This is a genomic window from Mesorhizobium sp. HAY1-8B, from assembly GCF_056868045.1.
The window spans coordinates 6,978,219-7,005,000 of sequence record NZ_CP200321.1 but is presented as its reverse complement, the minus strand read 5'-3'; the positions used below and the strand labels follow the sequence as shown (position 1 = coordinate 7,005,000).

Below are 26,782 nucleotides of genomic sequence, written 5' to 3'. Positions count from 1 at the left end.
CATAAGCCTGCCTGACTGCGAGACTGACAAGTCGAGCAGAGACGAAAGTCGGTCATAGTGATCCGGTGGTCCCGCGTGGAAGGGCCATCGCTCAACGGATAAAAGGTACGCCGGGGATAACAGGCTGATGACCCCCAAGAGTCCATATCGACGGGGTTGTTTGGCACCTCGATGTCGACTCATCGCATCCTGGGGCTGGAGCAGGTCCCAAGGGTATGGCTGTTCGCCATTTAAAGCGGTACGTGAGTTGGGTTCAGAACGTCGTGAGACAGTTCGGTCCCTATCTGCCGTGGGTGTAGGAATATTGAAAGGATCTGTCCCTAGTACGAGAGGACCGGGATGGACGGATCTCTGGTGGACCTGTTGTGGCGCCAGCCGCATAGCAGGGTAGCTATATCCGGACGGGATAACCGCTGAAGGCATCTAAGCGGGAAACCCACCTTAAAACGAGTATTCCCTGAGAACCGTGGAAGACGACCACGTTGATAGGCCGGGTGTGGAAGAGCGGCAACGCTTGAAGCTTACCGGTACTAATAGTTCGATCGGCTTGATCGTTCTCATTCCTTATGCTCATCGTGAAATACGATGGTCTTACCAGCGCTCACGCATGAGCGGCCCTTACGGGCCTATGCTCCGCGAGGGCGCCGGAAAACCGGCGGCGCGCAGTCGCGCTTGCGGGCTTTGCCCGTTAGCAAAACGCAAACGTCGCCTTGGCACAGAAAACAGCTTCTCGAACAACGTGCGTTTTGCCGACCTGGTGGTTATGGCGGAGCGGCTGCACCCGATCCCATTCCGAACTCGGCCGTGAAACGCTCCAGCGCTGATGGTACTTCGTCTCAAGACGCGGGAGAGTAGGTCGCTGCCAGGTCTGCTAAATGCACGTTTTATGTGTCACATCGTACCTTCCAGAAATCGAAGCCGATTTTTTGGGTCGATGTGATGAAATCTTCTCTCTACGAACAAGGCCCGCCAACGGGAAACACGGGCCGCGTAAGCGGCCCTTTCATTTGGTGAGCCATCTACCTATTTGTAGGCCATCCTATTCGTGGGTGTGCGCTTACGTCCAAAGCAAGAAAACGCTTGCTTAGATCAGCAAGCAAACCCTTGCTTAGTTCGGCAAGAAAATGCTTGCCTAGATCAGCAAGCAAACGCTTGCTGAGGGTTGACGCGGGGTGGAGCAGCCCGGTAGCTCGTCAGGCTCATAACCTGAAGGTCACAGGTTCAAATCCTGTCCCCGCAACCAAATACAAAAGAGCCCGCCTTGTGCGGGCTCTTTTGTATTTTGCTGTCACGGCCGGCCGATTTGAACCTGTCATCAGGGCCCCGCAAGGAGGCAAAGCCGACGCCGAGGACAGAAAACTCAAATCCTGTCCCCAAAACCAATTTTGTCATAAATCAATAACCGTCCCGGTCCAACCGGGGCGGTTTTTGCGTTGTGGGAATGATCCTCGTGTGAGCCAATTATCTACACTGGATACGGCTCAACCTGTCGAGGAACCATCCACGGATCGAGGGATTCCGCCTCGTGCGGTGCGCCGCGCTTCTGGAGAATTTCCAGAAGCGGACTCCAGGGCTTCTTGAGAGCGCCATCGGTGACTAGATGTTTGGTCCCGGCATTTGCGGGGGCGGACTGAGTTTGAATCGTTCCGGTTGTGATGCCCACGGCTTGCAGATGAACTCGTAGGGTGTGAGACCCTTGAGGGTCCTGAGCCTGCGGGCGAAGTTGTAAGCGGCGACAAAGTCGGCGAGATGGGTGCGGAGGTCATGGCCTCGTAGTAGAAGCGCTTGACGGTGGCGTCCTTGATAGTCCGGTTCATCCTCTCGACCTGTCCACGGATGCCTGGCCTTGGTCGTGCGGTGCTTGATGTCGTTACTGGCGCAGGCGTATTCGAAGGCGCCCCGATAGGAGAAAGACCGGCGCCCTCGCTGGGAGGTTGCTCAAATGGCGCCGGCCTGACGGTCATTTTCAGGGTCCGCCGCTCTCCAGACATAGCTGAGTCTTCACGTTGCGGCAGGTGGTTGCGGACTACGCCTTGGCTTTCCGTCTTGCAGGTGCCTTCTTGGCTGGTACGGCGGATTCAGCCTTGCGGCCAAGCCCGATGGACTTCGCCAGTTGCGAGCGCTGAGCTGCGTAATTCGGAGCTGTCATAGGGTAGTCGTGCGGCAAGTTCCATTTGGCGCGATAGGCGTCCGGTGTCAGGCCGAAGTCCGTGCTAAGATGCCGCTTGAGGGATTTGAACTTCTTGCCGTCTTCGAGGCAGATAATGAAGTCCGGCGTCACCGATCTCTTCGGGTTGACCGCGGGAGTTTGCGGTTCAAAGACAGGCGCGATCGGCGTGCCAAGTCTGGACAGCGAAGCATGAACCGATGCTATTACGTCCGGCAAGCCAGACACCGGCAAAGGATTGTTGCTGACATACGCTGAGACAATGTCGGCAGTTAACTCAGCTAGTTCGGCAGCGCGGGTATCGGTTTGGTTGGTCATCCATGGTCCTTTTGTCTGATTCGTCCCCTCTCTATTGGTTGATGATCAACGACGCAATCGCCTCCCGATCGCACACGCGCGGGAAGTGGATCGCTCCTCGGCAGTTCGTCGTGGCGAGATCCGCCTCCAGCATGAGCTGCTGAACAAGGCGTTCGAGCCGTTCTTTCGTTTCGACCCGGGCGGCTGGCAATCAATTCCAGGTGCCGGCCTTGGTCTCGCCATCGCGAAGGAAACTATCGAGCGTTACGGTGGGACCGTAACCCTGGAGAACCGCCATGGCGGCCGTCTTTGTCAGACAGTCGTTTTCGATGCGGTTCTGGAAAAATCAAAGTTTGAGCTGAATCAAGGACCCAGAGCGATTTCTCCTCCTCTTGTAGGTCAACCCTAGGAGTAATCACTTGTGAAGATCCGCCGCCCATCGACGACGAGTGTTCTGATCTTTGTCCTGATCGTGGCGGCCGGTGCTGGCGGCGCTTGGTATTGGTGGCAGAGCCAGCAAGGAAAGTTGCCGGATGGGCTGGTATCGGGCAACGGCCGAATCGAGTCCGATGAGGTCGACATCTCCGCGAAATCCGCCGGCCGCGTGCGGGACGTGCTTGTCGAAGAGGGCGACTTGGTTTCCGCCGGGCAGATCCTCGCCCGGATCGATACGACGGAACTTCTGGCCGAGCGTGCCAAGTATGTCGCCGATCAGACCTCCGAGGAAGCTTTGCTGCTCGAGGCGAAGGCGACGGTGACCCAGCGGCAGGCTGAATTAACGCTCAAGGAGGCCAACCTCCGCCGGGCTCTCACACTCGCCAATACAGGTGCTGTCAGCGAGCAAACACGCGATCAGTACCAGAGCGAGCGCGATTCCGCGCGCGCTGTTCTTGAGGCAGCGGAAAGGAATGTGACTGCCAGAGAGCGCTCAATTGATGCGGCGAAAGCTGTGGTGGATCAGACCGATGCCCAAATCGCAGATGCGGCCCTCGCAACACCAGTCAGGGGCCGCGTCCTCTATCGCCTTGCAAATCCCGGTGAAGTCGTCAGCGCCGGCGGTAAAGTCCTGACGATCGTCAATCTCTCTGAGATCTACATGGAGATCTATCTGACCTCCGAGCAGGCCATGAGGGTTCCCGTTGGCTCGCAGGCTCGCATCCAGTTCGACGGCGCCGACTTCGCCGTGCCCGCCAAGGTGAGCTTTGTCTCGCCCGAAGCCCAGTTCACCCCAAAGCAGATCGAGACGCGCAGCGAGCGGGACAAGCTGATGTTCCGGGTCAAGCTGCGCATTCCGTCTAGCCTCGTCGAAGATCACATCGAGCAGGTAAAGACCGGGGCGAGAGGCACCGGCTATGTCCGACTCGAGCCGAACCCGCCCGACTGGCCGGACGCCCTGCAGAAACGTTTCCCGGGTGATCCCCTGGACGCGGTGAAATGACGATGGCGGCACCGGCTGGCCAGACTGCCCGGATCACCGGCGTGACCCATGCCTACGGCAAGGTCTTGGCGCTCGACAACGTGTCGTTCGATCTGCCCAGTGGCCGGATGACGGGCCTCATTGGCCCCGACGGCGCCGGCAAGTCGACCCTGCTTGGTCTGATCGCCGGCGCGCGCAAGCTGCAGATGGGGACGGTCCAAGTCCTAGACGGCAGCATGGCCAGTGCCAGATATCGCCAGGCAGTTTGTACGCGCATTGCCTACATGCCGCAGGGGCTCGGCAAGAACCTCTACCAGGAGATAAGCGTTGCGGAGAACCTTGCCTTCTTTGGCAGGCTGTTTGGTCTTGATGCGGGTGAGCGAGATATGCGCATTCGCAAGCTCGCGGGCGCAACGGGACTGCTGCCCTTTCTCGACCGTCCCGCGGGGAAACTCTCGGGCGGCATGAAGCAGAAGCTGGGACTGTGCTGCGCGCTCATCCATGATCCCGACCTTCTCATTCTCGATGAGCCGACGACGGGTGTCGATCCTCTCTCGCGGCGACAATTCTGGACACTCATCGCCGACCTGCGCCGCGAGCGGCCGGCGATGAGCGTCGTCGTCTCGACCGCCTACATGGACGAAGCCAGCCAATGCGATTGGCTGGTCGCGATGGATCATGGGAAAGTGCTGGCCTTCGGCACCGCCGACGAGCTACGGAAAGCTACCGGCGAGCAAGATCTTGAATCGGTTTTTGTCGCCTTGCAGCCAGGGCAGCAGAGCAAACACAAGCGCTTCGTCATTCCGCCGCGCAAGCCGAGCGCCGAAGAACCGGTGATCGTGGCGAAGGGCTTGACCCGCCGCTTCGGTAAGTTCACCGCGGTCGATCGTGTCAGCTTCACCATCGAGAAAGGCGAGATCTTCGGCTTCCTTGGCTCCAACGGTTGCGGCAAGACCACAACGATGAAGATGCTGACCGGGCTTCTTGCACCGAGTGAGGGCGAGGCGGAGGTGTGCGGCAGTCCAGTCGACGCGAAGGATCTGTCGATACGTCGGCGCGTGGGCTTCATGACGCAATCCTTTTCTCTCTACGGCGAGTTGACGGTTCGCCAGAACCTTCTTCTGCACGCCCGCCTGTTCCATCTGCGCAATGCCGCCGACCGCAGCGCAACGCTCATTGAGCAGGTTGGACTTACAGACTATGCGGATGCTGAGGCCAATTCCCTTCCGCTCGGTGTGCGCCAGCGCCTCTCGCTCGCGGTCGCGATCGTGCACGATCCGGATATCCTCATACTCGATGAGCCGACCTCCGGTGTTGATCCGCAGGCGCGAGACGAATTCTGGTTGCTGCTGGTCGACCTGTCGCGAAGCCGCAATGTGACCATCTTCGTCTCCACGCATTTCATGAACGAAGCGATGCGTTGCGACCGCATCTCGTTGATGCATGCAGGCCGCGTGCTCGTGTGCGAAACACCGGGGAATGTGATCGCCTCCAAGAACGGCGCCGATCTCGAAGCGGCTTTCATTGCCTATATCGAGGAAGCCGAGGGGTCTCGATCCGAGCCAGCCACACAGCAAGTTCCGCCGCCGGTCTGGCAGGAAGCGCGGGTCGCTTCGCCTGATCGCCCGCGCTTTATGCCGCTACGGCGCCTGTTCGCCTACACGCAGTGCGAGATGCTGTCGCTGATGCGCGATCCCGTTCGGCTCGCCTTCGCCTTCCTCGGCTCCTTCATCATCATGCTGATCTTCGGCTTCGGCTTGTCGAACGACGTGACCAACCTGACGTACGCGGCCTTCGACCATGACAACACACCCGAAAGCCGGGCGTATCTCAGCGGTTTCTCAAGTTCCCCCTATTTCACGGAGCGGTCGCCGATCCAGGACGTGCAGGCGATGGAAGACCGCCTGAAGTCCAACGACATCGAGCTCGCTATCGAGATCCCGTCGAACTTCGGCCGTATGATGAAGCGCGGCTCCGACTGGCAGGTCTCGGCGTGGATCGATGGCGCGAATACCACGAGGGCGGCGACCATCGAGGGATATGTACAGCAGGCGCACGCCCTCTTTTCCGAGCAAAGAAGCCGTGAGGCGAGCACCCCATCCACATCCGGTCCCACCACGACGCTCGAGGTCCGCTATCGCTACAATCCGACAGGAGAGAGCATCTATTCCATCGGGCCATCGCTTCCGGCCATGCTGCTGATGATGTTCCTGGCGATTCTGATGGCGGTGAGCGTCGCACGGGAAAAGGAGATCGGCACGATCACCAATTTCTATGTCACGCCAACGACCCGGCTGGAATTCCTGATCGGCAAGCAGCTGCCTTATCTCGGCGTCGGAATGATCAATTTCGTCATCCTGACGGCGACCGTCCTGTTCTTGTTTGGGGTTCCGCTCAAGGGCAACGGCATGGTCCTGGCCCTTGGGGCTCTGCTCTACACCGCGGCCGCCACTGGCTATGGACTTTTCATCTCGACCCTCACTAGGAGCCAAGTGACGGCGGTCTTCGCCGGCGCGGTCTTGTCGATGCTGCCAACGATGCAATTCTCGGGGATGATGCAGCCCGTCTCGACGCTCGAGGGCGGCGCGCGCCTCATGGGCAGGCTGTGGCCGACGACCTACTACACACACATGAGCGTCGGCGCCTTCACCAAGGGGCTTGGGCTTGGCGACATGAGGACGGATCTGCTGGCGCTTGCGCTGTTCACCCCGGCCTTTCTGATGCTTTCAATGATCTTCCTGAAAAAACAGGAGAAGTGACGATGTTCAGCTTCTCCAACATCTTCTGGCTCGGCACCAAGGAGCTTCGGGCGCTTGCAAAGGACCTGACGATGATCCTCTTCATCATCTGGTCGTTTGGCTTCAGCATCTACACGCAGTCGACCGGTGCTGGCGAGACTGTCAACAACGCCGCCATCGGCATTGTCGACGAGGACCAATCGCAGCTCTCTCGCTCAATCGCCGGGTTGTTCTATCCGCCGTACTTCCAGACCGTCAAAACCATTAGTGCCGCCGACATCGACCGCGCGATGGACGAGGGGCTCTACACCTTCATCGTCGTCATACCCCCGGGATTCGAGAAAGACACAAGAAAGGGGCGTGACACCGAGATCCAGGTGAATGTGGACGCCACAGCCTCGCAGCAGGCCGCACTCGGTACTGGTTACATCCAGAGCATGGTGACCAATGAGGTCGCCCGGTACCGGAAGGATTTCGAAGAAACAAGAGGGCTCTCCTCCGATCTTGCCATTCGTCGAGCCTTCAATCCTGGGGGGACACAATCTTGGTTCAAGTCGATTGTGAGCCTGGCCGATCAGCTATCGATGCTGGTCATCATCCTGACCGGAGCGGCGCTGCTGCGCGAGCGCGAGCACGGCACCATCGAGCATCTCTTGGTGATGCCCCTCACGGCATTTGAGATCGCGCTCGCCAAGGTCTGGGCGAACGGCCTCGTGATCATCGTCGCATTCGCCTGCTCTTTGCTGCTGGTCGTGGAGGGAGCGCTCGACGTTCCAATCGCTGGTTCGCGGGGCCTGCTGATGCTTGGCACGACCATCTACGTCTTTGCCGCGGCTGCTATCGGCATCTTTCTCGGTACGCTCGCACGCACGATGGCGCAGTTCGCGCTACTGATGATGATGGTCGTCATGCCGATGATGATGTTGTCGGGGGGAATGTCACCCGTCGCGAATCAACCCCAATGGCTTCAGTACGTGACGTGGTTCCTGCCTTCCCGACATTACGTCAGCTTCATGCAGGCGATCGTCTCCCGGGGGGCGGATTTCACAATCGTATGGAAGGAGTTCGCGACCGTGCTGATGATGGGAGTAACGTTTCTCGTCGCGAGCCTGCTCCTATTCAGGCGCTCCATTGCGACGTCACAGTAGGCTGGATCTCCGCCCGTGGGCATATGGGCGTTGTCGTGAGCAGACTGCCCTGAATTGCCGTGCCGCCGGTCATTCGTCACCGCCCTCTCGTTTCTCCTCACACCGAGCCAACGCCATCATATGCACTTGATCCAAAGCAAAGTCTGGCGGGCAGAACCCGATATGCTGACGGTGAACAACCACTGGATTCCATCATTATGAGTTGGCTCATTCGCATTCTCCTGACTGGCGCCGGTATCGTGGCTGGTTGGTTCATGCCGCGCGATCAAATCGGCTACATGATCATGCAGTTTGTGGTTTTACTCCTGACGATCTTGGTGGTCTCAGTTGTAATCCTCTATTTTCCCAAGCTCCGCAGCATCTTTACTCGATCTTCGACCAAGAAGCTCGACTGATGCCAGGTGCCGGATACAACACGGCTGGCCAACGCTGATCAAACAGGGTGGCAGGCTATGGCCTGCCGCCGGTTTCGTCGACCGAGACAGGGTGTTTAACGGAATTGGAGAGTGGAAATGCGGAGAAGGAAGTTCATCCGCCAGTTCAACCTTGAGGCAGTGAGCCTGGTGAAGGATCGCGGCGCTGGGGTGGCGCAAGCGGCCCGTGTTCTTGATTTCCATGAGAATGTGTTGCGATGAACTCGATGGCTTTGCCGGCTATAAGCGTTCCGCCACATGTACCGACGCGCCGCCGCTGATCGTGCCCGCATTGATGATGGCGAGGTTGGCGCCCTTGATCCCGTTCCGCCGCGCTGCTCGACAGGCTCCATTTTGATGGGGAGGTGCTGGATTGGATGCATGACGCGCTCAAGGGAGGCATGCCGGCGAGGTACGATTTTGCCGTTCCGCGTGCTCGCGCGTTGACATCGTCTCAGTATTGCCGATCCGCACCGAGATCGAGGCGACACGCTTGCCGTTCTTTCGCAGATCTCCCTGAACGGCAATATCTTGGTCCGCCGGCCGATACATGCGATCATGGAAGGCATTGTCGATACGTCCATCGGAGCTTGTTCAGGTCCATCGCCGGAGGTGATCCTCGAGGCGCTTGTATTGCGTCCGACACCGTTCGATCGCCTGTTCCTGCTCACGCCGTTCGGCGACAAATCTCGAAGGGTGAACACCCATATCGAAAACCGAATGATTCCGCGGTCGAAACCAGCGAAGTCGCGGCGCCCACCGGGAGGCGACCAATCCCGTCGGAGCAGGACGGACCCCCGAAAGGCGTGACCACAGGAGAAGCACGCGGCGTGCCCGAAGCGAAAGTCAACAAACTGATTGTCCAATCAATCAGTTTGTTGACTTTCCGATGACCATCGGCTTATCAGGAAGGAGTTGTCGACCGAAATTGCAGGACGGGGCTGGGGAGGCTCGGAGGTTTTATGAACAAGCTAGTTGGTTCGCAGTGGAATGCCAGCGAAACGGAAGAGGCCGCCCGACTGCATCTGCTGTCGCCAGCTGAAGCCATGGAAAAACTCGGGCATTCCGCGCGCCCAGTTATTGCCTATGGCGAGGGAATCTACGTGGTGGATACAAAAGGGCGTCGACTGATCGACGGCCCCGGCGGCATGTGGTGCACGCAGATCGGCTACAACCGACATGAGATTGCAGATGCCATTGCGCGGCAGGCGCTCCGGCTGGCTTACAACTCGCCCTGGTACACGACGAATTCTCCCGCCGCCGAGTTGGCGGCGCGAATTGCCGCGCTGACGCCGGGCGATCTCAATCGCATCTTCTTCACCACCGGAGGATCGACCGCGGTCGACTCGGCGCTGCGGTTCGTCGAGTTCTACAATAACGTGTTGGGACGCCCGCAGAAGAAGCACATCATCGTGCGGCGCGAAGGCTATCACGGCAGCACGGCGCTGACGGCTGCCTGCTCGGGACGTGCTGGCAACTGGCCGAATTTCGATATTGTCTCGGAGCGAATTTCGTTCATTTCGAGTCCCAACATCCGCTTCGCCGGAGGCAAAGACGAAGCCCAGTTTCTGGACTGGCTGGTGGACGAATTCCGGCAGGAGATCGCGCGCATCGGGGCGGACAAGGTGGCGGTCTTCCTGGCCGAGCCATTGCTGGCATCAGGCGGCGTCATCATCCCGCCGAAGGGTTATCACGCGCGCTTCAAGGCGGTCTGCGAGGAACACGACATCATCTATATTTCCGACGAGGTGGTGACAGGCTTTGGCCGCTGCGGCGAATGGTTCGCGTCGGAAAAGGTGTTCGGTGTCGTCCCCGACATCATCACCTTCGCCAAGGGCGTGACCTCCGGCTATGTGCCGCTCGGCGGCTTTGCCATCTCCGAGCGCCTGCTGGACAAGGTCAGCGGCGAGAACGCCAGGGGAAGCCACTACTCGAACGGCTACACCTATTCCGGCCACCCGGTGAGCTGCGCCGCCGCGCTCGCCAACATCGAGGTGATCGACAAGGACGGCATACTGGAGCATGTGCACGCAATCTCGGCCTATTTCGCGGAGCGGCTCCACAGTTTGGCCGACCTTCCGCTGGTCGCGGACATCCGAGCATCCGGCATGGTCGGCTGCGTCGAATGCCTGGTCGACCCGTCGTCGCCGCATGTCACCGATTTCGACAAACGGATCGGCGCGCGCATCGACGCCCATTGTGCGGAACTCGGCCTGATCGTGCGTCCGCTCGGCAATATGTGCGTGATGTCTCCCGCGCTGATCATCACCAGGGAGCAGATCGACGACATGATCGGCATCCTGCGCGAAGGCATAGCGCGCACGGCCGCGGAGATCGAGGCCGGAGAGCTTGTATGAGCCAGCGGACGTAAAATCTGATTGACCAGTCAATCGAAATACGGAAGTATCCTCTTCTATCGAGCCGACGCGACGGAGACAGTCATGAACGTTGAACACAAGCCGAACTGGCATCAGCGCGCCGAGCAGACGCAGTTGCCGACGAAAGCCTTTATTGACGGCGTCTATGTGGATGCCATCTCGGGCGAAACCTTCGATTGCGTCTATCCCGGCAATGGCAAGATCATCGCCGAGGTGGCGGCCTGCGGCACTGCCGATGTCGACGCGGCCGTCATCTCGGCTCGCAAGGCCTTTGATTCCGGCGCGTGGTCTCGTGCGGCCCCCGCCGAGCGCAAGAAGGTGCTGCTGCGGTTTTCCGAACTGCTCCTGCAAAACCGCGAGGAACTCGGTCTTCTGGAGACGCTGAACGTTGGCAAGCCGATCGCCAACAGCACCAATGGCGACATCCCAAGCGCCGCCAACTGCATTGCCTGGTACGCGGAGGCCATCGACAAGGTCTACGGCGAAGTTGCCGTGACGGCCGACGACGTGACGACGATCGTTGTGCGCGAGCCGGTTGGTATTGTGGCGGCGGTGGTGCCGTGGAACTATCCGCTTTCGATGGCCGCCTGGAAGCTCGGTCCAGCGCTTGCCACCGGCAACTCGGTTATCCTGAAGCCGGCTGAACAGTCGCCATTCACGGCCCTGCGCATCGCGCAACTCGCCATCGATGCCGGCCTGCCGGCCGGAGTGCTGAATGTCGTGCCCGGCCTCGGCCACGTCGCCGGCAAGGCGCTGGGGCTTCACATGGACGTCGATTGCGTCGGCTTCACCGGCTCCACGGAAGTCGGCCGCTACTTCATGCAATATTCGGGTCAGTCGAACATCAAGCGCATCGGGCTGGAACTCGGCGGAAAATCGCCGCAGGTGGTGCTGGCGGACTGCGACGATCTCGATGCCGCGGCGCGTTCCGTCGCGGCGGGCATCTTTGCCAATTCCGGACAGGTCTGCAATGCGGGCTCGCGGCTGATTGTCGAGGACAAGATCAAGGACAGGTTCCTCGAAAAGCTGCTTCAGCAGGCGGCGGCGCTTTCGCCGGCCGATCCCCTCGACCCGTCTACGAAACTGGGATCGATCGTCACCGAAGAGCAACTGGCCCGCGTCATGGGCTACATCGAGGATGGCGTCGCCGGCGGCGCCAGGATCGTCGCCGGCGGCAATCGCGTCCGCCAGGACAGCGGCGGCTTTTTCGTCGAACCAACGATCTTCGACGGCGTGTCCAACCAGATGAAGATCGCGCGCGAAGAGATTTTCGGTCCAGTGCTCGCAACCATCACGGTGCGCGACTTCGATGAGGCCATGACCGTCGCCAACGACACGATCTACGGGCTCGCGGCCGGGGTGTGGACGAACGATGTGAAGAAGGCGCATCGCGCGGCCAAGGCCATCAAAGCTGGAGTTGTATGGGTCAACTGTTTCGACCGGGGGCTGATGTCGGTGCCCTTCGGCGGTTTCAAGCAATCGGGCTTCGGCCGTGACAAGTCGATCCATGCGATGGAGAAATACACGGACCTCAAGGCGATGTGGTTCGCCCACTGATGGGCCGGCTGAAGGTTCTTTCGTATCAGGTTCCCGATGCCGCCGAACGGCGGCGGCGCATCGAGGTTGAACCTTTGCCGGCCAACATCGGTGCATTGATCGACGAAGCCGCGGCGGCGGCCGGAGATCAGCTTTTGTGGAACTTCTTCGAGACCGGCCAGAACATCACCTACGCGCAAATGCGTCGCGTGGTGAACGGCCTTGCATCCCGCTTCGTGGGGCTTGGCATCGTCAAGGGCACCCACGTCGCCGTAATGTTGCCGAATGTTCCCGAAATGCCGTTGGCATGGTTGGCGCTGGGGCGGATCGGCGCGGTCATGGTGCCGGTCAATGTCAACTATCGCGAGCGCGAACTCGCCCATGTCGTCAACGATGCCGATGTGTCCTTCATCATCGCTCATGGCGATTGCATCGAGATCGTGGAGAGTTGCCGCAGGGATGGGTTGATCCGGGTTGCGCCGGCACACACCGTGGTAGTGGACGGCGAGGCCGCCGGCGCCGTTGCGTGGTACGAACTGGCCTCGCAGCCGCGCGAAACGTTCGATGCGCCGGCGCCGGTTGGTCATGGCGACCTCCTCAACATCCAGTACACATCCGGCACCACCGGTTTCCCCAAGGGCTGCATGCTTACGCAGCGCTACTGGATCAGCAGCGGCAAGGTGAACGCCTTTCGCGACGGCCGCCGCTACGAGCGCATCCTGGCCTCGACGCCGTTCTTCTACATGGATCCGCAATGGCTGCTACTGATGACGCTTTATCAGCGCGGCACGCTCTTCGTCGCCGCCCGCCAGAGCACCAGCCGCTTCATGGAATGGGTGCGCACGCATCGCATCAACTTCTGTCTATTGCCATGGGTGCTCCACAGCCAGCCACGACACGCCGACGACGCTCGCAACGAGATTGTCCGCGCCAATGTCTACGGCGTCCCACGCGACCTGCACGCGGACCTGGAGCAACGCTACGATCTCAACGCGCGCGAGGCCTTCGGCATGACCGAGGTCGGCCCCGCGATGTTCATGCCGATCGAGCGGTCCGACATGGTCGGCTCCGGCTCTTGCGGCATTCCCTGCCCCTTCCGCGAGTGCAAGGTGGTCGACGAGCAGGGCCGCACGCTGCCGGCAGGCGAGGTCGGCGAACTGCTCATCCGCGGGCCGGGTATCATGCTGGGTTATTACAACAATCCGCAAGCGACGGCCTCGGTGTTTTCCGATGGGTGGTTCCGCACCGGCGATCTCTTCCGGGTCGATGAAAATGGTTTCCACAGCATCGTCGGCCGCAAGAAGGACATGATACGGCGCAGCGCCGAAAACATCGCCGCCCGCGAAGTCGAGTCGGTGCTGAATGCCATGCCGGTGATCGCCGAGGCCGCTGTCATCGGTGTTCCGGACCCGCTTCGCGGCGAGGAGGTCAAGGCGTACATCAAGCTGCGGGAAGAAGCGGTCGCTAGTGCCGAGACGCTGGCCGCCATCATCGAGGCCGCGAAGCGGCAGCTGGCGCCTTTCAAGGTGCCGCGCTTCTACGCCTTCCGGGACGAGTTCCCGCGCACCGTCTCGCTGAAGATCGCCAAGCAGCTTTTGGCCAAGGAAGCCGACGATCTGCGCGCCGGAAGCTTCGACCGTGTCGAGAACCGCTGGCTGTGAAGGATGCGATGATGGCGAAGACATTCGATGCGGTCATTGTCGGCGCAGGTCACAATGGCCTTGTATGCGGCGCCTATCTGGCGCGGGCCGGCGTCAAGGTCTGCGTGCTGGAACGGCGCAAGCTTGTGGGCGGTGCCGCGGTGACCGAGGAAGTCTGGCCCGGCTACAAGGTTTCGACCGCTTCCTACATCATGGGTCTCATGCAGCCCAAGGTCATTCTGGACCTGGAATTGCAGAAGCATGGCTTCGAAGTGCTGGAGCCGCCGCCCGCGGTCTTTCCGTTCGAAGACGGCCGCACCTTCACGATGTGGGGATCGCCCGAGAAATTCCGCGCCGAGATCGCTAAATTCTCCAGCAAGGACGCCGCCGCCTATCCGGCCTATCGGGAATTCTTGCTGGGCGTGGCACCGTTCCTCAAGCAGCTCCTGTTCGAGACCCCTGTCGATCCGGGCGGCAAGACACCCAGGGACTTGGCAAGACTGATCGGCTTCGCCTGGCGCTTCCGAAAGATCGGTTCCAAATTCTATGACATCTACGACCTTCTGACGCTCAGCGCCTACGATTTGCTGAGCCGTTGGTTCGAATCGGACGAGGTCAAGCTGGTGCTTGGCTTCTTCGCCGGCGGCGGCGGCGGCAATTCCAGCCTGCGCTCGCCCGGATCCGGCTACATGCTGGTGCGCTCGGTGGTGCGCGACCAGACGACGCCCGCCGGTCCGTCCGGCTTCATCAAGGGCGGCATGGGTGAAATCTCCAACGCCATTCGCCGTTCTGGCGAGGCGCATGGCATGGTGGTCCGCACCGACGCTGACGTTGAGAAAATCCTCGTTAGCGGTGGCGCGGCCCAAGGCGTCCAGCTGGCGTCCGGCGAAACGATCCATGCAAGCATCGTGATAGCCAACGCCAACGCCAAGACCACGTTCCTGAAGCTCCTGTCGCCGGATCTGCTCCCCAAAGGCTTCATCAGGCAGATCGAGAATTTCAGGTCGCAATCGACGGTCTTCCGCATCAACTTGGCCCTCGACGGACTGCCGACCTTCCCTCGCCTGTCGACGAAGGAGCTTGGTTTTGACTATCCCGTCCAGCTCACCATCGGCGGCAGCGTCGACTATATGGACCGGGCGCATGACGATGCGCGCTATGGCAGGATTGCCGAGCGCCCGTTCCTGATCGTCAAAACCCCGAGCGTGGTCGATCCGTCGCTGGCGCCTGCCGGTCACCATGTCATGAACATTTTCGGCGGCCACGCCCCCTACGCACTGCGCGACGGCGATTGGAACAGTCGCCGCGAAGAACTGTACGAAACCGCCATGCGGGTGCTGCGCGCGCACTCCCCAGACCTGGAAGAGCGAATCCTGCATCGTCAGATTCTGACGCCGCTCGATCTCGAACAGATATTCGATCTGCCGAACGGGCACGTTCATCATGGCGAGATCAGTGCCGACCAGATATTCTTCAAGCGCCCGGCAGCGCATTATGCCGACTACCACACGCCGATCCGCAAGCTCTACCAGTGCGGCGCCTCGACACATCCGGGCGGCGGCGTCACCGGAGTTCCCGGTCACAATGCGGCGCGCGTCATCCTGTCCGAACGCCGGCAGTGGAAGTAGAACCAATGTGGATCGATTTCTCGAGCCGGCCGCCATCTCCGGGCTTCAGTGTTGCCGCGCCGCACCTGCAGAATTATCGTCGTGTCTACGAGGCCAGCGAGAAGCTCTCGGCCGATTCTGATGCGGCGAAGGACTTGCAGGGTTATCTCGACACCTATGAAAGGCTCGCGGCGCGGCATGTCGTGGTCAAGGCGAGAGACGTTGAGACAACATTCGGCTTCAAGATCTCCAACGAGACCGTCGCCGCATTCTGCACGGCGAACGGCCCGCGCTACATCGGTTTCGCCGGCGTCGACCCGCACAAGGGCAAGCCGGCGGTCGAGGAGCTGGAGCGCGCCGTGCGCGAGCTGGGCCTGCGCGGACTCAATTTGCAATGTTTCGAGTTGAAACTCTGCCCCAACGACCGGCTGCTTTATCCGCTTTACGAAAAGGCCATCGAGCTAGGGATCCCGGTCAACATTCATTGCGGCATCAATTTCTCGACGGCCACACCGATGCGGTTCGGCAAACCGGAATATCTCGACCAGGTCATGGTCGATTTTCCCGGGATGAAGGTCTGTGCATCGCCGCCAGGCTGGCCTTGGGTCAACGAGCTGATCGGCGTCGCCTGGCGCCATCCGAATTTGTGGATAGGACTTCTCGCGGTGCGCCCGTCACTGCTGGCGAAGGCCCATTCCGGCTACGAGCCGCTGCTGCAATATGGCCGCACGCTGCTCCAGGACAAGATGATCTTCGGCACTGCCTTTCCGATGCTTGCGCCCGAGCGCGCGCTTGGCGAGGTCGAGGCGCTGGCGATCGATGAGGCCGTACGCCGCAAATGGCTGCACGACAACGCCGCGCGGTTCCTTGGGCTTGATGAAGAGATCTAGTATTTGGCGGGTGGCGAAGTCTTGTGCCGACTTTGTCGAAGCTGCTATCCAGATTGAACAATTTTCGGTTGAAGCCGCAAGACACTATGAACCAAGCCGCAACAAAAGCCAAAAAACGGACCGACGCGCGGCGCACGCCGACGCGCGAGGACCAGGTGCTCGAACGCCGACGCACGCTGCTGGAGGCGGCGCTCATCGTCATTGCACGCAAGGGGTTGGCCGGCTTCACGATGAACGACATCGCGCGGGAGGCGGGATGTAGCTATGGCGTCGTGTCCTTCCACTTCAAATCGAAGGAAGGCATTACGCTGGCCGCCCTCGACCATATGGTCGAAGAGTACGACCGCAACCTCAACCGGTCGGAATATGGTTCGCCGGTCGCCCGCCTGCTGGGCATGATTGCACTCGACTTTGATGCCGAAAAGTCGAACCCGGGACATATCGCCGTCTTCACCGCTTTTTGGGCGGAATCGGTGCGAAATCCGGAATATCAGCGGCGCTGCGCCGAATTGAAGGGGCGCTATGATGCCGTCGTGAAAGCCGATATCGCGGCGCTTGCGGAACAAAGGCGGCTCGTTCTCGATCCAGCTATCGTGGCACGGAGTCTGAATGCCATGATCGACGGGCTGTGGATTTCTGGACAAGTTTTCGGGACGATCGGTCCCGCCGACCGCGAGATGGCGAAGAAAGCCTGCCTGTTCTATCTCAAATCGATCTTTCCGGACGATTTCTGATCGGTTTTTCGCCGACGATTCCGGCCTTCCATCACTTGGCGAAAACGTCTTCGAACCCGCTCAGCGTGTTGACGACATTGATGCCGATATCCGCCACCGCATAGCCGCCCTCCATGATGAACACAGTCGGCAGGCCGAGGCGGGCGATAGCGCGGCCGATGGTCGAGAAATCAGCGTTGCGCAGTTTGAATTTCGAAATCGGGTCGCCATCGAAAGTGTCGACACCGAGCGAGATGACGAGCGCTTCCGCGCCGAACGAGGCAATGCGTGACAACGACACGTCGAGCGCCTCGCCATAAGTGTCGAAACGGGTCCCCCAGGGCAAGGGCAGGTTGAGATTGAAGCCGTGACCGTCGCCTTCCCCCGCCTCGTCGGCATAGCCCGTATAGTACGGATATTCGAGAATCGGATCGGCGTGGATCGAGACCGTTAGTATATCGTTGCGGCCGTAGAAAATGTCCTGCGTTCCGTTGCCGTGATGATAGTCGACGTCCAGCACAGCTACCTTGGCGGCACCCTGGTCCCGGAAAGCCTGCGCCGCGACTGCGGCATTGTTGATGAAGCAGTAGCCGCCGAAATAATCGCGGCCCGCATGGTGTCCAGGTGGGCGGCAAAGCGCGAAGGCAGCGCGTTCCCCTCCCGCCACCAAAGCCTGCGCTGTCAACGCAACATTGGCCGATGCCGAGACGGCCCGCCACGTGCCCTCCATGATCGGGCTGCTCATGTCTATGCAGAAGCGGCCGAGTTCAGCGCCGATCCGCTGCGTCCTCAAACGATGCGAACGGGGCGGCGGCCAGGCGTTCGGGAAAGCATCGACCGGCCCGTTCTCGGCCGACCACCGATCCCAGAAGGTCGACAGGAACGCCACCAGCGCCTCGTCGTGAACCTTGACCAGCGGCTCCGTTCCAAAGTCGCGCGGCTCTATCGTTTCGTCGCCGAAGACGTGCTTGACCTGTGCCAACACGAGTTCGGCGCGGCGCGGCATCTCGAAGCTCGGCACGCGCTTGCCGCGAATGAATTCCGCCTCGGCGTCCTGAAGCGCGTGCAGTGGAGAATATACGGTTTTCATGCCTGGACCTGATTTGCGACGGAGGCTGTGGAGGCGACCACGGGCCGGTCTCGTGCCGTCCCGTACCATCCACCAAGCGCATCTTCATAGGCAAGGCCGGCAGTGAAAACGGTTTCGTCGGAAAAGGTCCGGCCAACGATCTGGATGCCGGTCGGCACGCCGTTCGAGGCTCGCCCGGACGGAACGCTCAGCACCGGACAGCGGCTCAGCATGTTGAACGGATAGGTCATCGGCCAGCCTACCGACGGGTGGACGTCCTTGCCGTTGATCGTCACCTTGTCCTTCGACGGATCATGATCGGCGGCGACGGCGGGAACCGCCAGCGTTGGGCAGATGAAGATGTCATGCCTCTCGAGCATCGGCCCCAGCGATGCATACATGGCACCGCCGGTGTACATAGACTTGAGGAAGTCCTGGCAGGTGTTGTCGCGCGCGCCCTCGGCAAAATGACGAGCATATCCGGTCAGCAGATCGCCTCTGGCATCGTCGAGATACTCCGCGAGCCAGGATCCGAAGATGGTCCGAAGATGACTTATCGCGGCGCGTTCACTCTCTTTCGTCCAGCCGAGATCGACCTCCTCGATCGTAGCGCCAAGCGAACGGAAGACATCCAGCGCCGCCAGCGTGTTGCGCCGAACCTCTTCGTCGATCTCGAAATAGCCGAGATCCAGGGAATAGGCGATCTTCCAGCCCTTGATGCCACCGCGGTCGGGAGCCATTGCAAGCTTGGGCCGAAGCGAGGCAATGTCCAGCGGATCCGGCCCGCACATGACATTCTGCATCAGCAGGCAGTCCTCGACCGAACGGGCCATCGGGCCGGGATGATTGTATGGGTCCAGATTGAACGGCGCCGAGGCAGGATTGCGTCCGTAGGGCGGCTTGAAGCCCACGACACCGCAAGCCGAGGCCGGAATGCGGATCGAGCCGCCAATGTCCGAGCCGTTGGCGAGCGTCGTAAGTCCTGCCGCAAGGGCTGCTCCCGACCCGCCGGCGGAGCCGCCCGGCGTATAATCCAGGTTCCAGGGATTGCGGGTGACGCCCCAGAGTCGTGAATGGGTGACGCCCTCGCATGAAAATTCAGGTGTCGTGGTACGACTGTGGACGATAGTACCGGCGTCGAGCAGGCGTTGCACGACCGTGCTCGTGGTCTGGGCGACATTGTTCCTGTAGATCAACGAACCGTAAGTCGTGATCTTGCCAGCGATGTTGCTTTCATCCTTGATCGCCGTCGCAATGCCTTCCAGCGGCCGCAAGCGGCCATCCGTCATGCCATAACGGCGCTCTGCTTCCCGAGCAGCATCCAGTGCCTCCCGCGCATAGACAAAACTCGTCGCGTTGACGGTGTCGCTTGTCTCATCGATGCGCTGCAGTTGCGCCTCGATAACCTCGACCGGCGACACGGTGCGGTCTCGAAATCGGCGAAGCGCCTCGCTGGCGGACAGATAGCAGAGGTCGAGCGTCATTCGGCCGAGTTCCTTTCTCACCGGTCATGCAGGCTTGCGAAGGCATATCAACAAATCATGATTGATTGGTCAATCAGAAATCATTGACAAGCTTTTCATGGGTGGCTAGCGTTAGGGTGACCATGGAGAAAGCCGCCATTCCAAGAGCGGTATCCGCCACAAAGCGCCGACCGGGAATCGCCTGTTTTTCGGTTGGCAAAAAGGGGAACAGGCGTTTCGAGGAGAAGCATGTCTGAATTCAGCTATTGGGCCGAACGCTTCAAGAAAGGCCAGATTTCACGTCGAGAATTCCTTGGGCGCTCCGCCGCGCTCGTCGCGACGGCAGGGCTCGGCGCCACCTCGTTCCCGAACTTCGCGACCGCCGAGGAACCCAAGAAAGGCGGATCGGCGCGCTTTGGCATGTCCGATGCCTCGCAGAACGACACACTCGATCCGGGCACCTGGCCGGCAAGCTTCGCGCAGGCTGCCTTCAACGGATCGCTATGCAACAACCTGACCGAGATCGCGGCCGACGGCAGCATTGTCGGTGATCTCGCCGAAAGCTTCGAACCGAGCGATGGCGCCAGGAAATGGGTGTTCAAGCTGCGCAAGGGCGTCACTTTCCATGATGGCAAGAGCCTGACCGTCGAGGATGTCCAGGAATCCTTCCGCCACCATATGGGCGAAAAGTCCACATCGGGCGCCAAGTCGATTCTGTCTCAGGTCGCCAGCATCGACAAGGACGGCGACAGCAATGTCGTGTTCACGCTGAATTCGGGCAGCGCCGACTTCCCCTATCTGGTCGCCGACTATCATTTGTCGATCATGCAGGCCAAAGCAGGAGGCGGCATCGACTGGCAAAAAGGCATCGGTACAGGCAGTTTCAAGCTGGAGAATTTCGATCCCGGCGTGTCGATAAAGATGACCCGCAACCCGAACTACCACAAGGACAACAAACCCTATCTCGACGAGTTCGAGTTCATCTGCATCACCGACCCGACCGCACGCACCAACGCGTTCGTCACCGGTGAGGTCGACTTTATGAACGATCTCGAGGTGAAGAACATGCCGCCGATTCAGCGCAACGCGGATCTCGAGATCCAGCGCGTGCCAAGTCTGCGCCATTTCACCTTCGACATGGACACCTCGGTCGCGCCGTTCGACAATGTCGATGTGCGCCTGGCGATGAAATACGCGCTCGATCGCGACGATATCCTGCGCAAGGTTTTCCTGGGCGAAGGCAAGAAGGGCAACGACACTCCCGTCGCCTCCGCCATGCCATTCTACAAAGACCCGACACCCCAGCACGACTACAACATCGAAAAAGCCAAGGAGCATCTCAAGAAGGCCGGCCTGACCTCGGTCGACGTCAATTTGTCGGTTTCCGAAGCGGCATTTCCGGGCTGCATAGACGCGGCCGTGCTCTACAAGGAGCAAGCCGCGAAAGCGGGCATCAACATCAACATCGTCCGCGAGGCCGACGACGGCTACTGGGAAAACGTCTGGCTGAAGAAGCCGTTCAGCGGTGTGGACTGGTATGGCCGCGCGACATGCGACTGGTTGTTCTCGACAGTGCTCGCCGCCGACGCACCCTGGAACAGCACACACTGGAAGAACCCGCGCTTCAACGAACTGCTCATTGCCGCCCGCGCCGAGACCGACCAGGCCAAGCGCGCGGCGCAATATGGCGAGATGCAGCAGATCGTGCATGACGATGGCGGCATGATCACGCTTGCTTTCGTCAACTGGAACTACGGCTTGTCGAAAAAGCTCGGTCACGGCCCCATCGGGGGCATTTTCCCATGCGACAATCTCCGCATGACCGAGCGCTGGTGGATGGTCTAGCGTGATGCAGAGGGCGGACAAACTGTTGCCTGTCCGCCTTCCATCCGCACGTGCCGATTGCCGTCCGGCACTGGGCCCGTCCGCGAGGCCGGGCAGATTCCTTTGAAAGGATCGCCGTGAGTTCGACGAGACATCCGGTCGCGCGAATGCTTCTGCAAAGGGTGGCGCTTGGCTTCCTCAGCCTGCTGATCGTATCGTTTGTGATCTTCCTGGCTGTCAGCATGTTGCCCGGTGATTTCGCAACGGCGATCCTCGGCCGTTCGGCGACGCCCGATACGGTGGCCGCGTTCCGCGAGCAGCTCGGCCTCAACCTGCCGTGGTACCAGCGCTACCTGATGTGGCTTGGCCACGCGCTGACCGGCGATTTCGGACAATCCTTCTCGTCGCGCCCAGTCGGCCACATCATCGGGCCGCGCCTTCTCAACACATTGTATCTGGCGGCGCTGACCGCACTGATAGCCGTCCCCCTGGCGATCGGCCTCGGCATCATCGCCGCGCTGTATCGCAATCGCTTCCTCGACCGCCTGCTCAGCGCGTCGAGCCTCGCCGCCATCTCGATCCCGGAGTTCTTTTTCGCCTACATCATGATGCTGATCTTCGCCATCAATCTGCATTGGTTTCCATCGTTGTCGAGCATCCGGCCATCGATGCATCTGGGCGACCAACTCATGCGAATGGTGCTGCCTGTGCTGACTCTGACGCTTGTCATCCTCGCGCATATGATGCGCAACACGCGCGCGGCGATCATCAGCGTCATGTCGCGCCCTTTCATCGAAATGGCGCATCTCAAGGGCGAATCGGCTGCTCGTGTCGTTCTGCGTCACGCGCTGCCCAACGTGGTCGGACCAATCGCCAGCGTGGTTGCGCTGAACCTCGCCTATCTGATCGCCGGCGTTGTGGTGATCGAGGTGGTCTTCGTCTATCCTGGCATCGGCCAGACCATGGTGGACGCGGTGCGCAACCGCGACATTCCAGTCATTCAGGCCTGCGCGCTGATCTTTTCGGTCACCTACATCCTGCTCAACCTGATAGCGGACATCATCTCGATCGTCAGCAATCCCAGACTCCTCCACCCGCGCTGAGGTCGATATGGCATTGTCCAACGTCCAGCGACCCGAACGCGCGCAAGGCTTCCTCGCAAGCGCAAAACGCCGTCTGCGCCGTGCACCACCCACGGCGTGGTTCGGCATGGTCGTGCTCGCCACCTATCTTGCCGCGGCGCTGTTTGCGCCGCTGATCGCGCCCTACGGCGAATATCAGGTCGTGTCGGAAACGCCGTTCGAGCCGTGGAGCAGCCAGTTCGTCTTTGGCACGGACCAATTGGGACGCGACCTGTTCAGCCGCCTGATATTCGGCGCGCGCAATTCGATCGGTATCGCCTTCGTCACCACGCTGCTTGCCTTCATCATCGGCGGCAGCCTCGGCATCGTCGCGGCCGCCTTGCGCGGCGTGACGGATCAGTTGCTCAGCCGCTTCGTCGATTCCGTGATGTCGATCCCCGATCTCATCTTCACGCTCATGCTGCTCGCGATCTTCGGCTCCAGCGTCACCAATCTGGTGCTGATCATCGCGGTGATCGATTCGACCCGTGTATTCCGCCTGTCGCGCGCGGCCGCGCTCAACGTGGTGACACTGGAGTTTGTCGAGGCCGCGCAAGCCAGGGGCGAAAAACTGCCCTGGATCGTCACCCAGGAGATCCTGCCTAACATCCTGCCCGTGCTCATTTCCGAATTCGGCATGCGATTCTGTTTTGTCTTCCTGGCCATAGCAGCCCTGTCCTTCCTCGGCGTCGGCCTCCAACCGCCAATGGCCGAATGGGGCTCCATGGTCCGTGACACCGCCGCCCTTATAAGCGGCGGCGACTTCACACCGCTCATCCCGGCGGCGGCAATCGCGCTGCTGACGGTCGCCGTCAATTTCGTTGCGGACTGGTTTTTGAATGAATCAAGTGGTCTTTCCGATGACGAGCGCTAGTCGGCCGGGTCGCGCCGACAGCACCGTCCTGACGGTCTCCGATCTCCGCATAGAGGCGAAGGCCGGCGGCGAATGGTCGGAGATCGTGAAGGGCATCAGCTTCACCTTGAAGCGAGGCGAAGTGCTGGGGCTGGTCGGCGAGTCCGGAGCCGGCAAGTCGACGATCGGCCTCGCCACCCTTGGCCATGTGCGTCAGGGGTGCCGCATCAAATCGGGCAGTGTCCTGTTTGACGGCGAGAACGTCCTAAACCTGCCGGAGGCTCGTCAACGCCGCCTCCGCGGCGTCCGCATCGCCTATGTCGCGCAAAGCGCCGCGGCTTCCTTCAACCCCGCCATCCGATTGATGGAGCAGATCGTCGAGGCAGCCGTTTCGCGTGGCGGCCAGGGCCGCGTGGAAGCCGAGACCAATGCGCGGGCGTTGTTTCGCGCGCTGCGATTGCCGGACCCCGACCATTTTGGCAGGCGCTATCCACACCAGGTCTCAGGAGGTCAGCTGCAGCGCGCCATGGTCGTAATGGCTATGATCTGCAAGCCGGACCTGATCGTCTTCGACGAGCCGACGACGGCGCTTGACGTGACCACGCAGGTCGAGGTCCTGGTATCGATCCGGGAAGCGATCCAAGAATTCGGCGTTGCCGCCCTATACATCACACATGACCTCGCCATCGTGGCGCAGATGGCAGACCGGATCATGGTCCTGCGCCATGGCGAAGCAGTCGAGGAGGGACCGGTCTCCAAGATGCTGACGCGACCGGAACATCCCTATACGAAATCGCTCTGGGCGGTTCATGACATCCCGATGGCAACAAGATCCGAGGCGCCGGAGCTCTTGCGGATCGACGGTCTCAGCGCATCCTACGGTTCATTTCAGGTGTTGCGCGACATATCTGTGTCGGTCGGATATGGGCAGACCGTGGCGGTGGTCGGCGAATCCGGATCGGGAAAATCCACGCTGGGCCGTGTCATCGCCGGACTAATGGCGCCAGACAGCGGCTCGCTCTCCTTCAAGGGCGAGCCATGCGCGCCTCTCGTGCGCCAGCGCACCAAGGACACGCTGCAAAAAATCCAGATCATCTACCAGTCGGCCGAAACCGCGCTCAATCCACGCCATGCGGTGCGCAAGATCATTGGTCGACCGTTGAAATTCTACCATGGCCTGACCGGCTCGGCACGGACGCAACGCATCCTGGAGTTGCTGAAGACAGTGGAGCTCGACGCCTCCTACATCGATCGGCTGCCCGGCCAGTTGTCGGGCGGCCAGCGCCAGCGCGTAGCCATTGCGCGGGCCTTGGCTGCCGATCCTGAGCTGATCGTCTGCGACGAGGTCACCTCGGCTCTCGACCAGATCGTGCAGGCGGAAATCCTGAAGATGCTGGTCTCCTTGCAGCAAAGATTGGGCGTGTCCTATCTCTTCATCACCCATGATCTCGCCACGGTGAGAGCCATTGCCGACGATGTCGTCGTCATGCATCAGGGCGCCGTGGTCGATCAGGGACCAAAGGACGAGGTGCTGGCGCCGCCGCACAAGCCGTACACGCAACTGCTGCTGGATTCGGTTCCCGAGATGGCTGAAGGTTGGCTGGATGGCGTCATCGCCGCCCGTCAGCTTCAGGAGAGCTGAGATAGGTCGACCGCCACCGCAGGACCGAGATGAGAGAAAAAGCCCGATACGACTATATCATCGTTGGAGCGGGTTCCGCCGGATGCGTTCTGGCGAACCGGCTGAGCACCAACCCGGACTGTGCCGTGCTGCTGCTCGAGGCTGGTCCGCCGGACGGCGGACTGATGATGCGGATGCCGGCCGGCGTCTACAAGGTGCATGGCGACCGCCGCATAAACTGGAACTATCACAGCGAACCCGAGATGGGCTTGATGGGACGACGAATACCGGTTCCGCGCGGGCGGGTGCTGGGCGGCTCGTCGTCGATCAACGCAATGGTCTATCTGCGCGGTCATCCACGCGACTATGACGCATGGGCCGCGACAGGGCTGCACGAATGGAGTTATGCCCACTGCCTGGCCTACTTCAGGAAATCGGAAACCAGCGACCGGGGCGTCGGTCCCTACCATGGCGCCGACGGTCCGCTGCGGGTCAGCCAGGGAAGGCTGCAATCACCGGTTTTCGACCAGTTTCTGGAGGCCGGCGCCAATGTCGGCCACACCATATCCGACGATCTGAACGGAGAGCAGCCTGAAGGTCTCGGCCGCATGGATTCGACCAAGGGCGGCGGACAGCGCTGCAGTGCCGCCGTCGCCTATCTCCATCCCGCAAGAAACCGCTCGAACCTGACCGTGATCACCGGCGCGCTGGTCCATCGCATCGTCATCTCCAGCGGCCGTGCGACCGGGGTCGTCTACGAACGGGCCGGTGCTGTCGTCCGCGCAGGGGCGGCCATGGAGGTGATTCTCAGCGCCGGCGCCATCAACAGTCCGCAGATCCTGATGCTGTCAGGCATCGGCAATCCCGAAGAACTCGCCCAAGCTGGCGTCCAGACCATCGTTCGCAACGACGGAGTCGGACGTAACCTGCAGGACCATCTCAACATCGGGCTGGCCTTCAATTGCAGGGAGCCTGTCTCGATGACTTGGCTGGGCCATCCGGCTGGCAAGGCCTATGCCGGCGCGCGCTGGCTCGCGACGAAAACCGGCCCGGTTTCGTCCAACATATGGGAAGTCGGCGGCGTGATCCGCAGCGATCCGACCGTCGACTATCCCAACATGCAATATCATCTCGGTCCGATGAAGATGGAGAAATCTGGCAAAGGCTTCTCGCTGGCGCACGGGTTCATGCTGCACCTGTCTCAGCTTCGGCAGGAAAGCCGCGGCACGGTCCGGCTGCGCACGTCGGACCCCCGGACGGCGCCGATGATCCGGTTCAACTTCCTGGCAACTGATCGCGACCTGCGCGAATTTCGCGACGGACTTCGCGTCACCCGCGAGATCACCCGCGACAAGGCGCTTGCGGTTCTCGGCACCAGCGAGGCGTTTCCCGGCGCCGGCGTCGAAGACGACATCGCGATCGACGAGTTGATGCGCACGCGCCTCGAGACTGAATTCCATCCGAGCTGCACCTGCCGCATGGGCGCCGACGACGGTTCGGTTGTCGATCCATGGCTGCGTGTCCGCGGCATTGACGGGCTGCGGGTGGTGGACGCCTCGGTCATGCCGACCGTCGTCAGTTCCAATCTCAACGGTCCAACCATCATGATCGCCGAGAAGGCCGCGGACATGATCCTCGGGCGCCGGGCGTTACCGAAAGTTGATCTGAGGAAGTCCGCTTCAACACCCAACTGAGACGACGCGGTCCAGCGCGGCATCGACCTCCTTCGGCCGATGCACGACCTAGCGCGGTGCGCGGTCGGGAACGGCCGCCTTGTGATGCCGCGATCATCGATGGCGTCGAGCACCTCGCGATGATCGCGCGAGGTGATCACCTCGCGCCGGGCTGGCCAGAAATCATACGGTGCATGCGCGCCATAACCCTCTC

At 60.9% G+C, this 26,782-nt stretch carries 20 protein-coding genes, 1 tRNA gene, 2 rRNA genes and 1 pseudogene (1 of these 24 running past the window's edge); 20 read left to right on the top strand and 4 right to left on the bottom strand.

Features of this window, described 5'->3' with window-relative positions; genetic code table 11:
* The 3 genes from AC1VON_RS33660 to AC1VON_RS33650 form a co-directional block, all read left to right on the top strand.
* Positions 1-555, top strand: a 23S ribosomal RNA gene (locus AC1VON_RS33660) (it extends 2,243 nt beyond the left edge of the window).
* A 198-nt stretch (positions 556-753) separates the two neighbouring features.
* Positions 754-868, top strand: a 5S ribosomal RNA gene (gene rrf / locus AC1VON_RS33655).
* Between the two features lie 298 nt (positions 869-1,166).
* A tRNA-Met gene (locus AC1VON_RS33650) sits at positions 1,167-1,243 on the top strand.
* 353 nt (positions 1,244-1,596) lie between these two features.
* Here AC1VON_RS33650 and AC1VON_RS33645 read toward each other — a convergent pair.
* Positions 1,597-1,893 (bottom strand): annotated as a pseudogene (locus AC1VON_RS33645) (integrase core domain-containing protein); the annotation flags it as partial.
* Between the two features lie 133 nt (positions 1,894-2,026).
* A complete protein-coding gene (locus AC1VON_RS33640; RefSeq protein WP_483126247.1) occupies positions 2,027-2,485 on the bottom strand; it encodes a Ros/MucR family transcriptional regulator in 459 nt (152 codons plus the stop codon).
* 85 nt (positions 2,486-2,570) lie between these two features.
* Here AC1VON_RS33640 and AC1VON_RS33635 point away from each other — a divergent pair, with 85 nt between their 5' ends.
* The 12 genes from AC1VON_RS33635 to AC1VON_RS33580 all read left to right on the top strand — a co-directional run bounded on the left by AC1VON_RS33635 (position 2,571) and on the right by AC1VON_RS33580 (position 16,965).
* Positions 2,571-2,873, top strand: a complete 303-nt coding sequence (locus tag AC1VON_RS33635) for a sensor histidine kinase (RefSeq protein WP_483126246.1) — start codon at positions 2,571-2,573, stop codon at positions 2,871-2,873.
* A 12-nt stretch (positions 2,874-2,885) separates the two neighbouring features.
* A complete protein-coding gene (locus AC1VON_RS33630; RefSeq protein WP_206681900.1) occupies positions 2,886-3,902 on the top strand; it encodes an HlyD family secretion protein in 1,017 nt (338 codons plus the stop codon).
* A complete protein-coding gene (gene rbbA, locus AC1VON_RS33625; RefSeq protein WP_483126245.1) occupies positions 3,899-6,640 on the top strand; it encodes a ribosome-associated ATPase/putative transporter RbbA in 2,742 nt (913 codons plus the stop codon). Before AC1VON_RS33630 ends, rbbA begins: the two co-directional genes overlap by 4 nt.
* 2 nt (positions 6,641-6,642) lie before the next feature.
* Complete coding sequence (locus AC1VON_RS33620) at positions 6,643-7,767, top strand: ABC transporter permease (protein WP_483126244.1); 1,125 nt, start codon at positions 6,643-6,645, stop codon at positions 7,765-7,767.
* Positions 7,768-7,826: 59 nt separating this feature from the next.
* Entirely contained in the window at positions 7,827-8,162 is a 336-nt protein-coding gene (locus tag AC1VON_RS33615) for a hypothetical protein (protein WP_172348463.1), read from the top strand.
* A gap of 117 nt (positions 8,163-8,279) precedes the next feature.
* A complete protein-coding gene (locus tag AC1VON_RS33610) occupies positions 8,280-8,402 on the top strand; it encodes a transposase (protein WP_483126243.1) in 123 nt (40 codons plus the stop codon).
* 740 nt (positions 8,403-9,142) lie between these two features.
* Positions 9,143-10,537, top strand: coding sequence for an aminotransferase (locus AC1VON_RS33605; RefSeq protein ID WP_483126242.1), 1,395 nt, complete (start codon positions 9,143-9,145; stop codon positions 10,535-10,537).
* Positions 10,538-10,621: 84 nt separating this feature from the next.
* Positions 10,622-12,115, top strand: coding sequence for an aldehyde dehydrogenase (locus tag AC1VON_RS33600; protein WP_483126241.1), 1,494 nt, complete (start codon positions 10,622-10,624; stop codon positions 12,113-12,115).
* Positions 12,115-13,755 carry a class I adenylate-forming enzyme family protein gene (locus tag AC1VON_RS33595; RefSeq protein ID WP_483126240.1) on the top strand — a complete coding sequence of 547 codons (1,641 nt, stop codon included), beginning with the start codon at positions 12,115-12,117 and terminating at the stop codon, positions 13,753-13,755. The genes AC1VON_RS33600 and AC1VON_RS33595 overlap by 1 nt, the downstream gene beginning before the upstream one ends.
* Before the next feature lie 11 nt (positions 13,756-13,766).
* A complete protein-coding gene (locus AC1VON_RS33590; RefSeq protein ID WP_483126239.1) occupies positions 13,767-15,362 on the top strand; it encodes a phytoene desaturase family protein in 1,596 nt (531 codons plus the stop codon).
* Positions 15,363-15,367: 5 nt separating this feature from the next.
* Positions 15,368-16,231 carry an amidohydrolase family protein gene (locus AC1VON_RS33585; protein ID WP_483126238.1) on the top strand — a complete coding sequence of 288 codons (864 nt, stop codon included), beginning with the start codon at positions 15,368-15,370 and terminating at the stop codon, positions 16,229-16,231.
* Positions 16,232-16,317: 86 nt separating this feature from the next.
* Positions 16,318-16,965, top strand: a complete 648-nt coding sequence (locus AC1VON_RS33580) for a TetR family transcriptional regulator C-terminal domain-containing protein (protein ID WP_483126237.1) — start codon at positions 16,318-16,320, stop codon at positions 16,963-16,965.
* A gap of 31 nt (positions 16,966-16,996) precedes the next feature.
* On the opposite strand, the gene AC1VON_RS33575 is transcribed toward AC1VON_RS33580, so the two are convergent.
* Together AC1VON_RS33575 and AC1VON_RS33570 are read right to left on the bottom strand one after the other, a co-directional pair.
* Positions 16,997-18,034: a histone deacetylase family protein gene (locus AC1VON_RS33575; protein ID WP_483126236.1), complete on the bottom strand. Its 1,038-nt coding sequence runs from the start codon at positions 18,032-18,034 to the stop codon at positions 16,997-16,999.
* Positions 18,031-19,497 (bottom strand): amidase, encoded by a 1,467-nt coding sequence (locus AC1VON_RS33570; RefSeq protein WP_483126235.1) that lies wholly within the window; start codon positions 19,495-19,497, stop codon positions 18,031-18,033. The genes AC1VON_RS33575 and AC1VON_RS33570 overlap by 4 nt, the downstream gene beginning before the upstream one ends.
* 228 nt (positions 19,498-19,725) lie before the next feature.
* Between AC1VON_RS33570 and AC1VON_RS33565 the strand changes: the two genes are divergently transcribed.
* The 5 genes from AC1VON_RS33565 to AC1VON_RS33545 all read left to right on the top strand — a co-directional run bounded on the left by AC1VON_RS33565 (position 19,726) and on the right by AC1VON_RS33545 (position 26,589).
* Positions 19,726-21,321: an ABC transporter substrate-binding protein gene (locus AC1VON_RS33565; protein ID WP_483126234.1), complete on the top strand. Its 1,596-nt coding sequence runs from the start codon at positions 19,726-19,728 to the stop codon at positions 21,319-21,321.
* A gap of 146 nt (positions 21,322-21,467) precedes the next feature.
* On the top strand, positions 21,468-22,403 hold the full coding sequence (locus AC1VON_RS33560) for an ABC transporter permease (RefSeq protein ID WP_483126233.1): 936 nt from the start codon (positions 21,468-21,470) through the stop codon (positions 22,401-22,403).
* 7 nt (positions 22,404-22,410) lie between these two features.
* Positions 22,411-23,295: an ABC transporter permease gene (locus AC1VON_RS33555; RefSeq protein WP_483126232.1), complete on the top strand. Its 885-nt coding sequence runs from the start codon at positions 22,411-22,413 to the stop codon at positions 23,293-23,295.
* Positions 23,282-24,916: an ABC transporter ATP-binding protein gene (locus tag AC1VON_RS33550; protein WP_483126231.1), complete on the top strand. Its 1,635-nt coding sequence runs from the start codon at positions 23,282-23,284 to the stop codon at positions 24,914-24,916. The genes AC1VON_RS33555 and AC1VON_RS33550 overlap by 14 nt, the downstream gene beginning before the upstream one ends.
* Positions 24,917-24,945: 29 nt before the next feature.
* On the top strand, positions 24,946-26,589 hold the full coding sequence (locus AC1VON_RS33545; protein ID WP_483126230.1) for a choline dehydrogenase: 1,644 nt from the start codon (positions 24,946-24,948) through the stop codon (positions 26,587-26,589).
* The last annotated feature ends 193 nt before the right edge of the window (positions 26,590-26,782 follow it).

Coding starts and splice junctions, on each gene's coding strand:
- AC1VON_RS33545 (WP_483126230.1), top strand. CDS start 24,946: ATGAGAGAAAAAGCCCGATACGACTATATCATCGTTGGAGCGGGTTCC.
- AC1VON_RS33605 (WP_483126242.1), top strand. CDS start 9,143: ATGAACAAGCTAGTTGGTTCGCAGTGGAATGCCAGCGAAACGGAAGAG.
- AC1VON_RS33640 (WP_483126247.1), bottom strand. CDS start 2,485: ATGACCAACCAAACCGATACCCGCGCTGCCGAACTAGCTGAGTTAACT.
- AC1VON_RS33600 (WP_483126241.1), top strand. CDS start 10,622: ATGAACGTTGAACACAAGCCGAACTGGCATCAGCGCGCCGAGCAGACG.
- AC1VON_RS33575 (WP_483126236.1), bottom strand. CDS start 18,034: ATGAAAACCGTATATTCTCCACTGCACGCGCTTCAGGACGCCGAGGCG.
- AC1VON_RS33555 (WP_483126232.1), top strand. CDS start 22,411: ATGGCATTGTCCAACGTCCAGCGACCCGAACGCGCGCAAGGCTTCCTC.
- AC1VON_RS33585 (WP_483126238.1), top strand. CDS start 15,368: ATGTGGATCGATTTCTCGAGCCGGCCGCCATCTCCGGGCTTCAGTGTT.
- AC1VON_RS33610 (WP_483126243.1), top strand. CDS start 8,280: ATGCGGAGAAGGAAGTTCATCCGCCAGTTCAACCTTGAGGCAGTGAGC.
- rbbA (WP_483126245.1), top strand. CDS start 3,899: ATGACGATGGCGGCACCGGCTGGCCAGACTGCCCGGATCACCGGCGTG.
- AC1VON_RS33570 (WP_483126235.1), bottom strand. CDS start 19,497: ATGACGCTCGACCTCTGCTATCTGTCCGCCAGCGAGGCGCTTCGCCGA.
- AC1VON_RS33550 (WP_483126231.1), top strand. CDS start 23,282: ATGACGAGCGCTAGTCGGCCGGGTCGCGCCGACAGCACCGTCCTGACG.
- AC1VON_RS33565 (WP_483126234.1), top strand. CDS start 19,726: ATGTCTGAATTCAGCTATTGGGCCGAACGCTTCAAGAAAGGCCAGATT.
- AC1VON_RS33590 (WP_483126239.1), top strand. CDS start 13,767: ATGGCGAAGACATTCGATGCGGTCATTGTCGGCGCAGGTCACAATGGC.
- AC1VON_RS33580 (WP_483126237.1), top strand. CDS start 16,318: ATGAACCAAGCCGCAACAAAAGCCAAAAAACGGACCGACGCGCGGCGC.
- AC1VON_RS33560 (WP_483126233.1), top strand. CDS start 21,468: ATGCTTCTGCAAAGGGTGGCGCTTGGCTTCCTCAGCCTGCTGATCGTA.
- AC1VON_RS33620 (WP_483126244.1), top strand. CDS start 6,643: ATGTTCAGCTTCTCCAACATCTTCTGGCTCGGCACCAAGGAGCTTCGG.
- AC1VON_RS33595 (WP_483126240.1), top strand. CDS start 12,115: ATGGGCCGGCTGAAGGTTCTTTCGTATCAGGTTCCCGATGCCGCCGAA.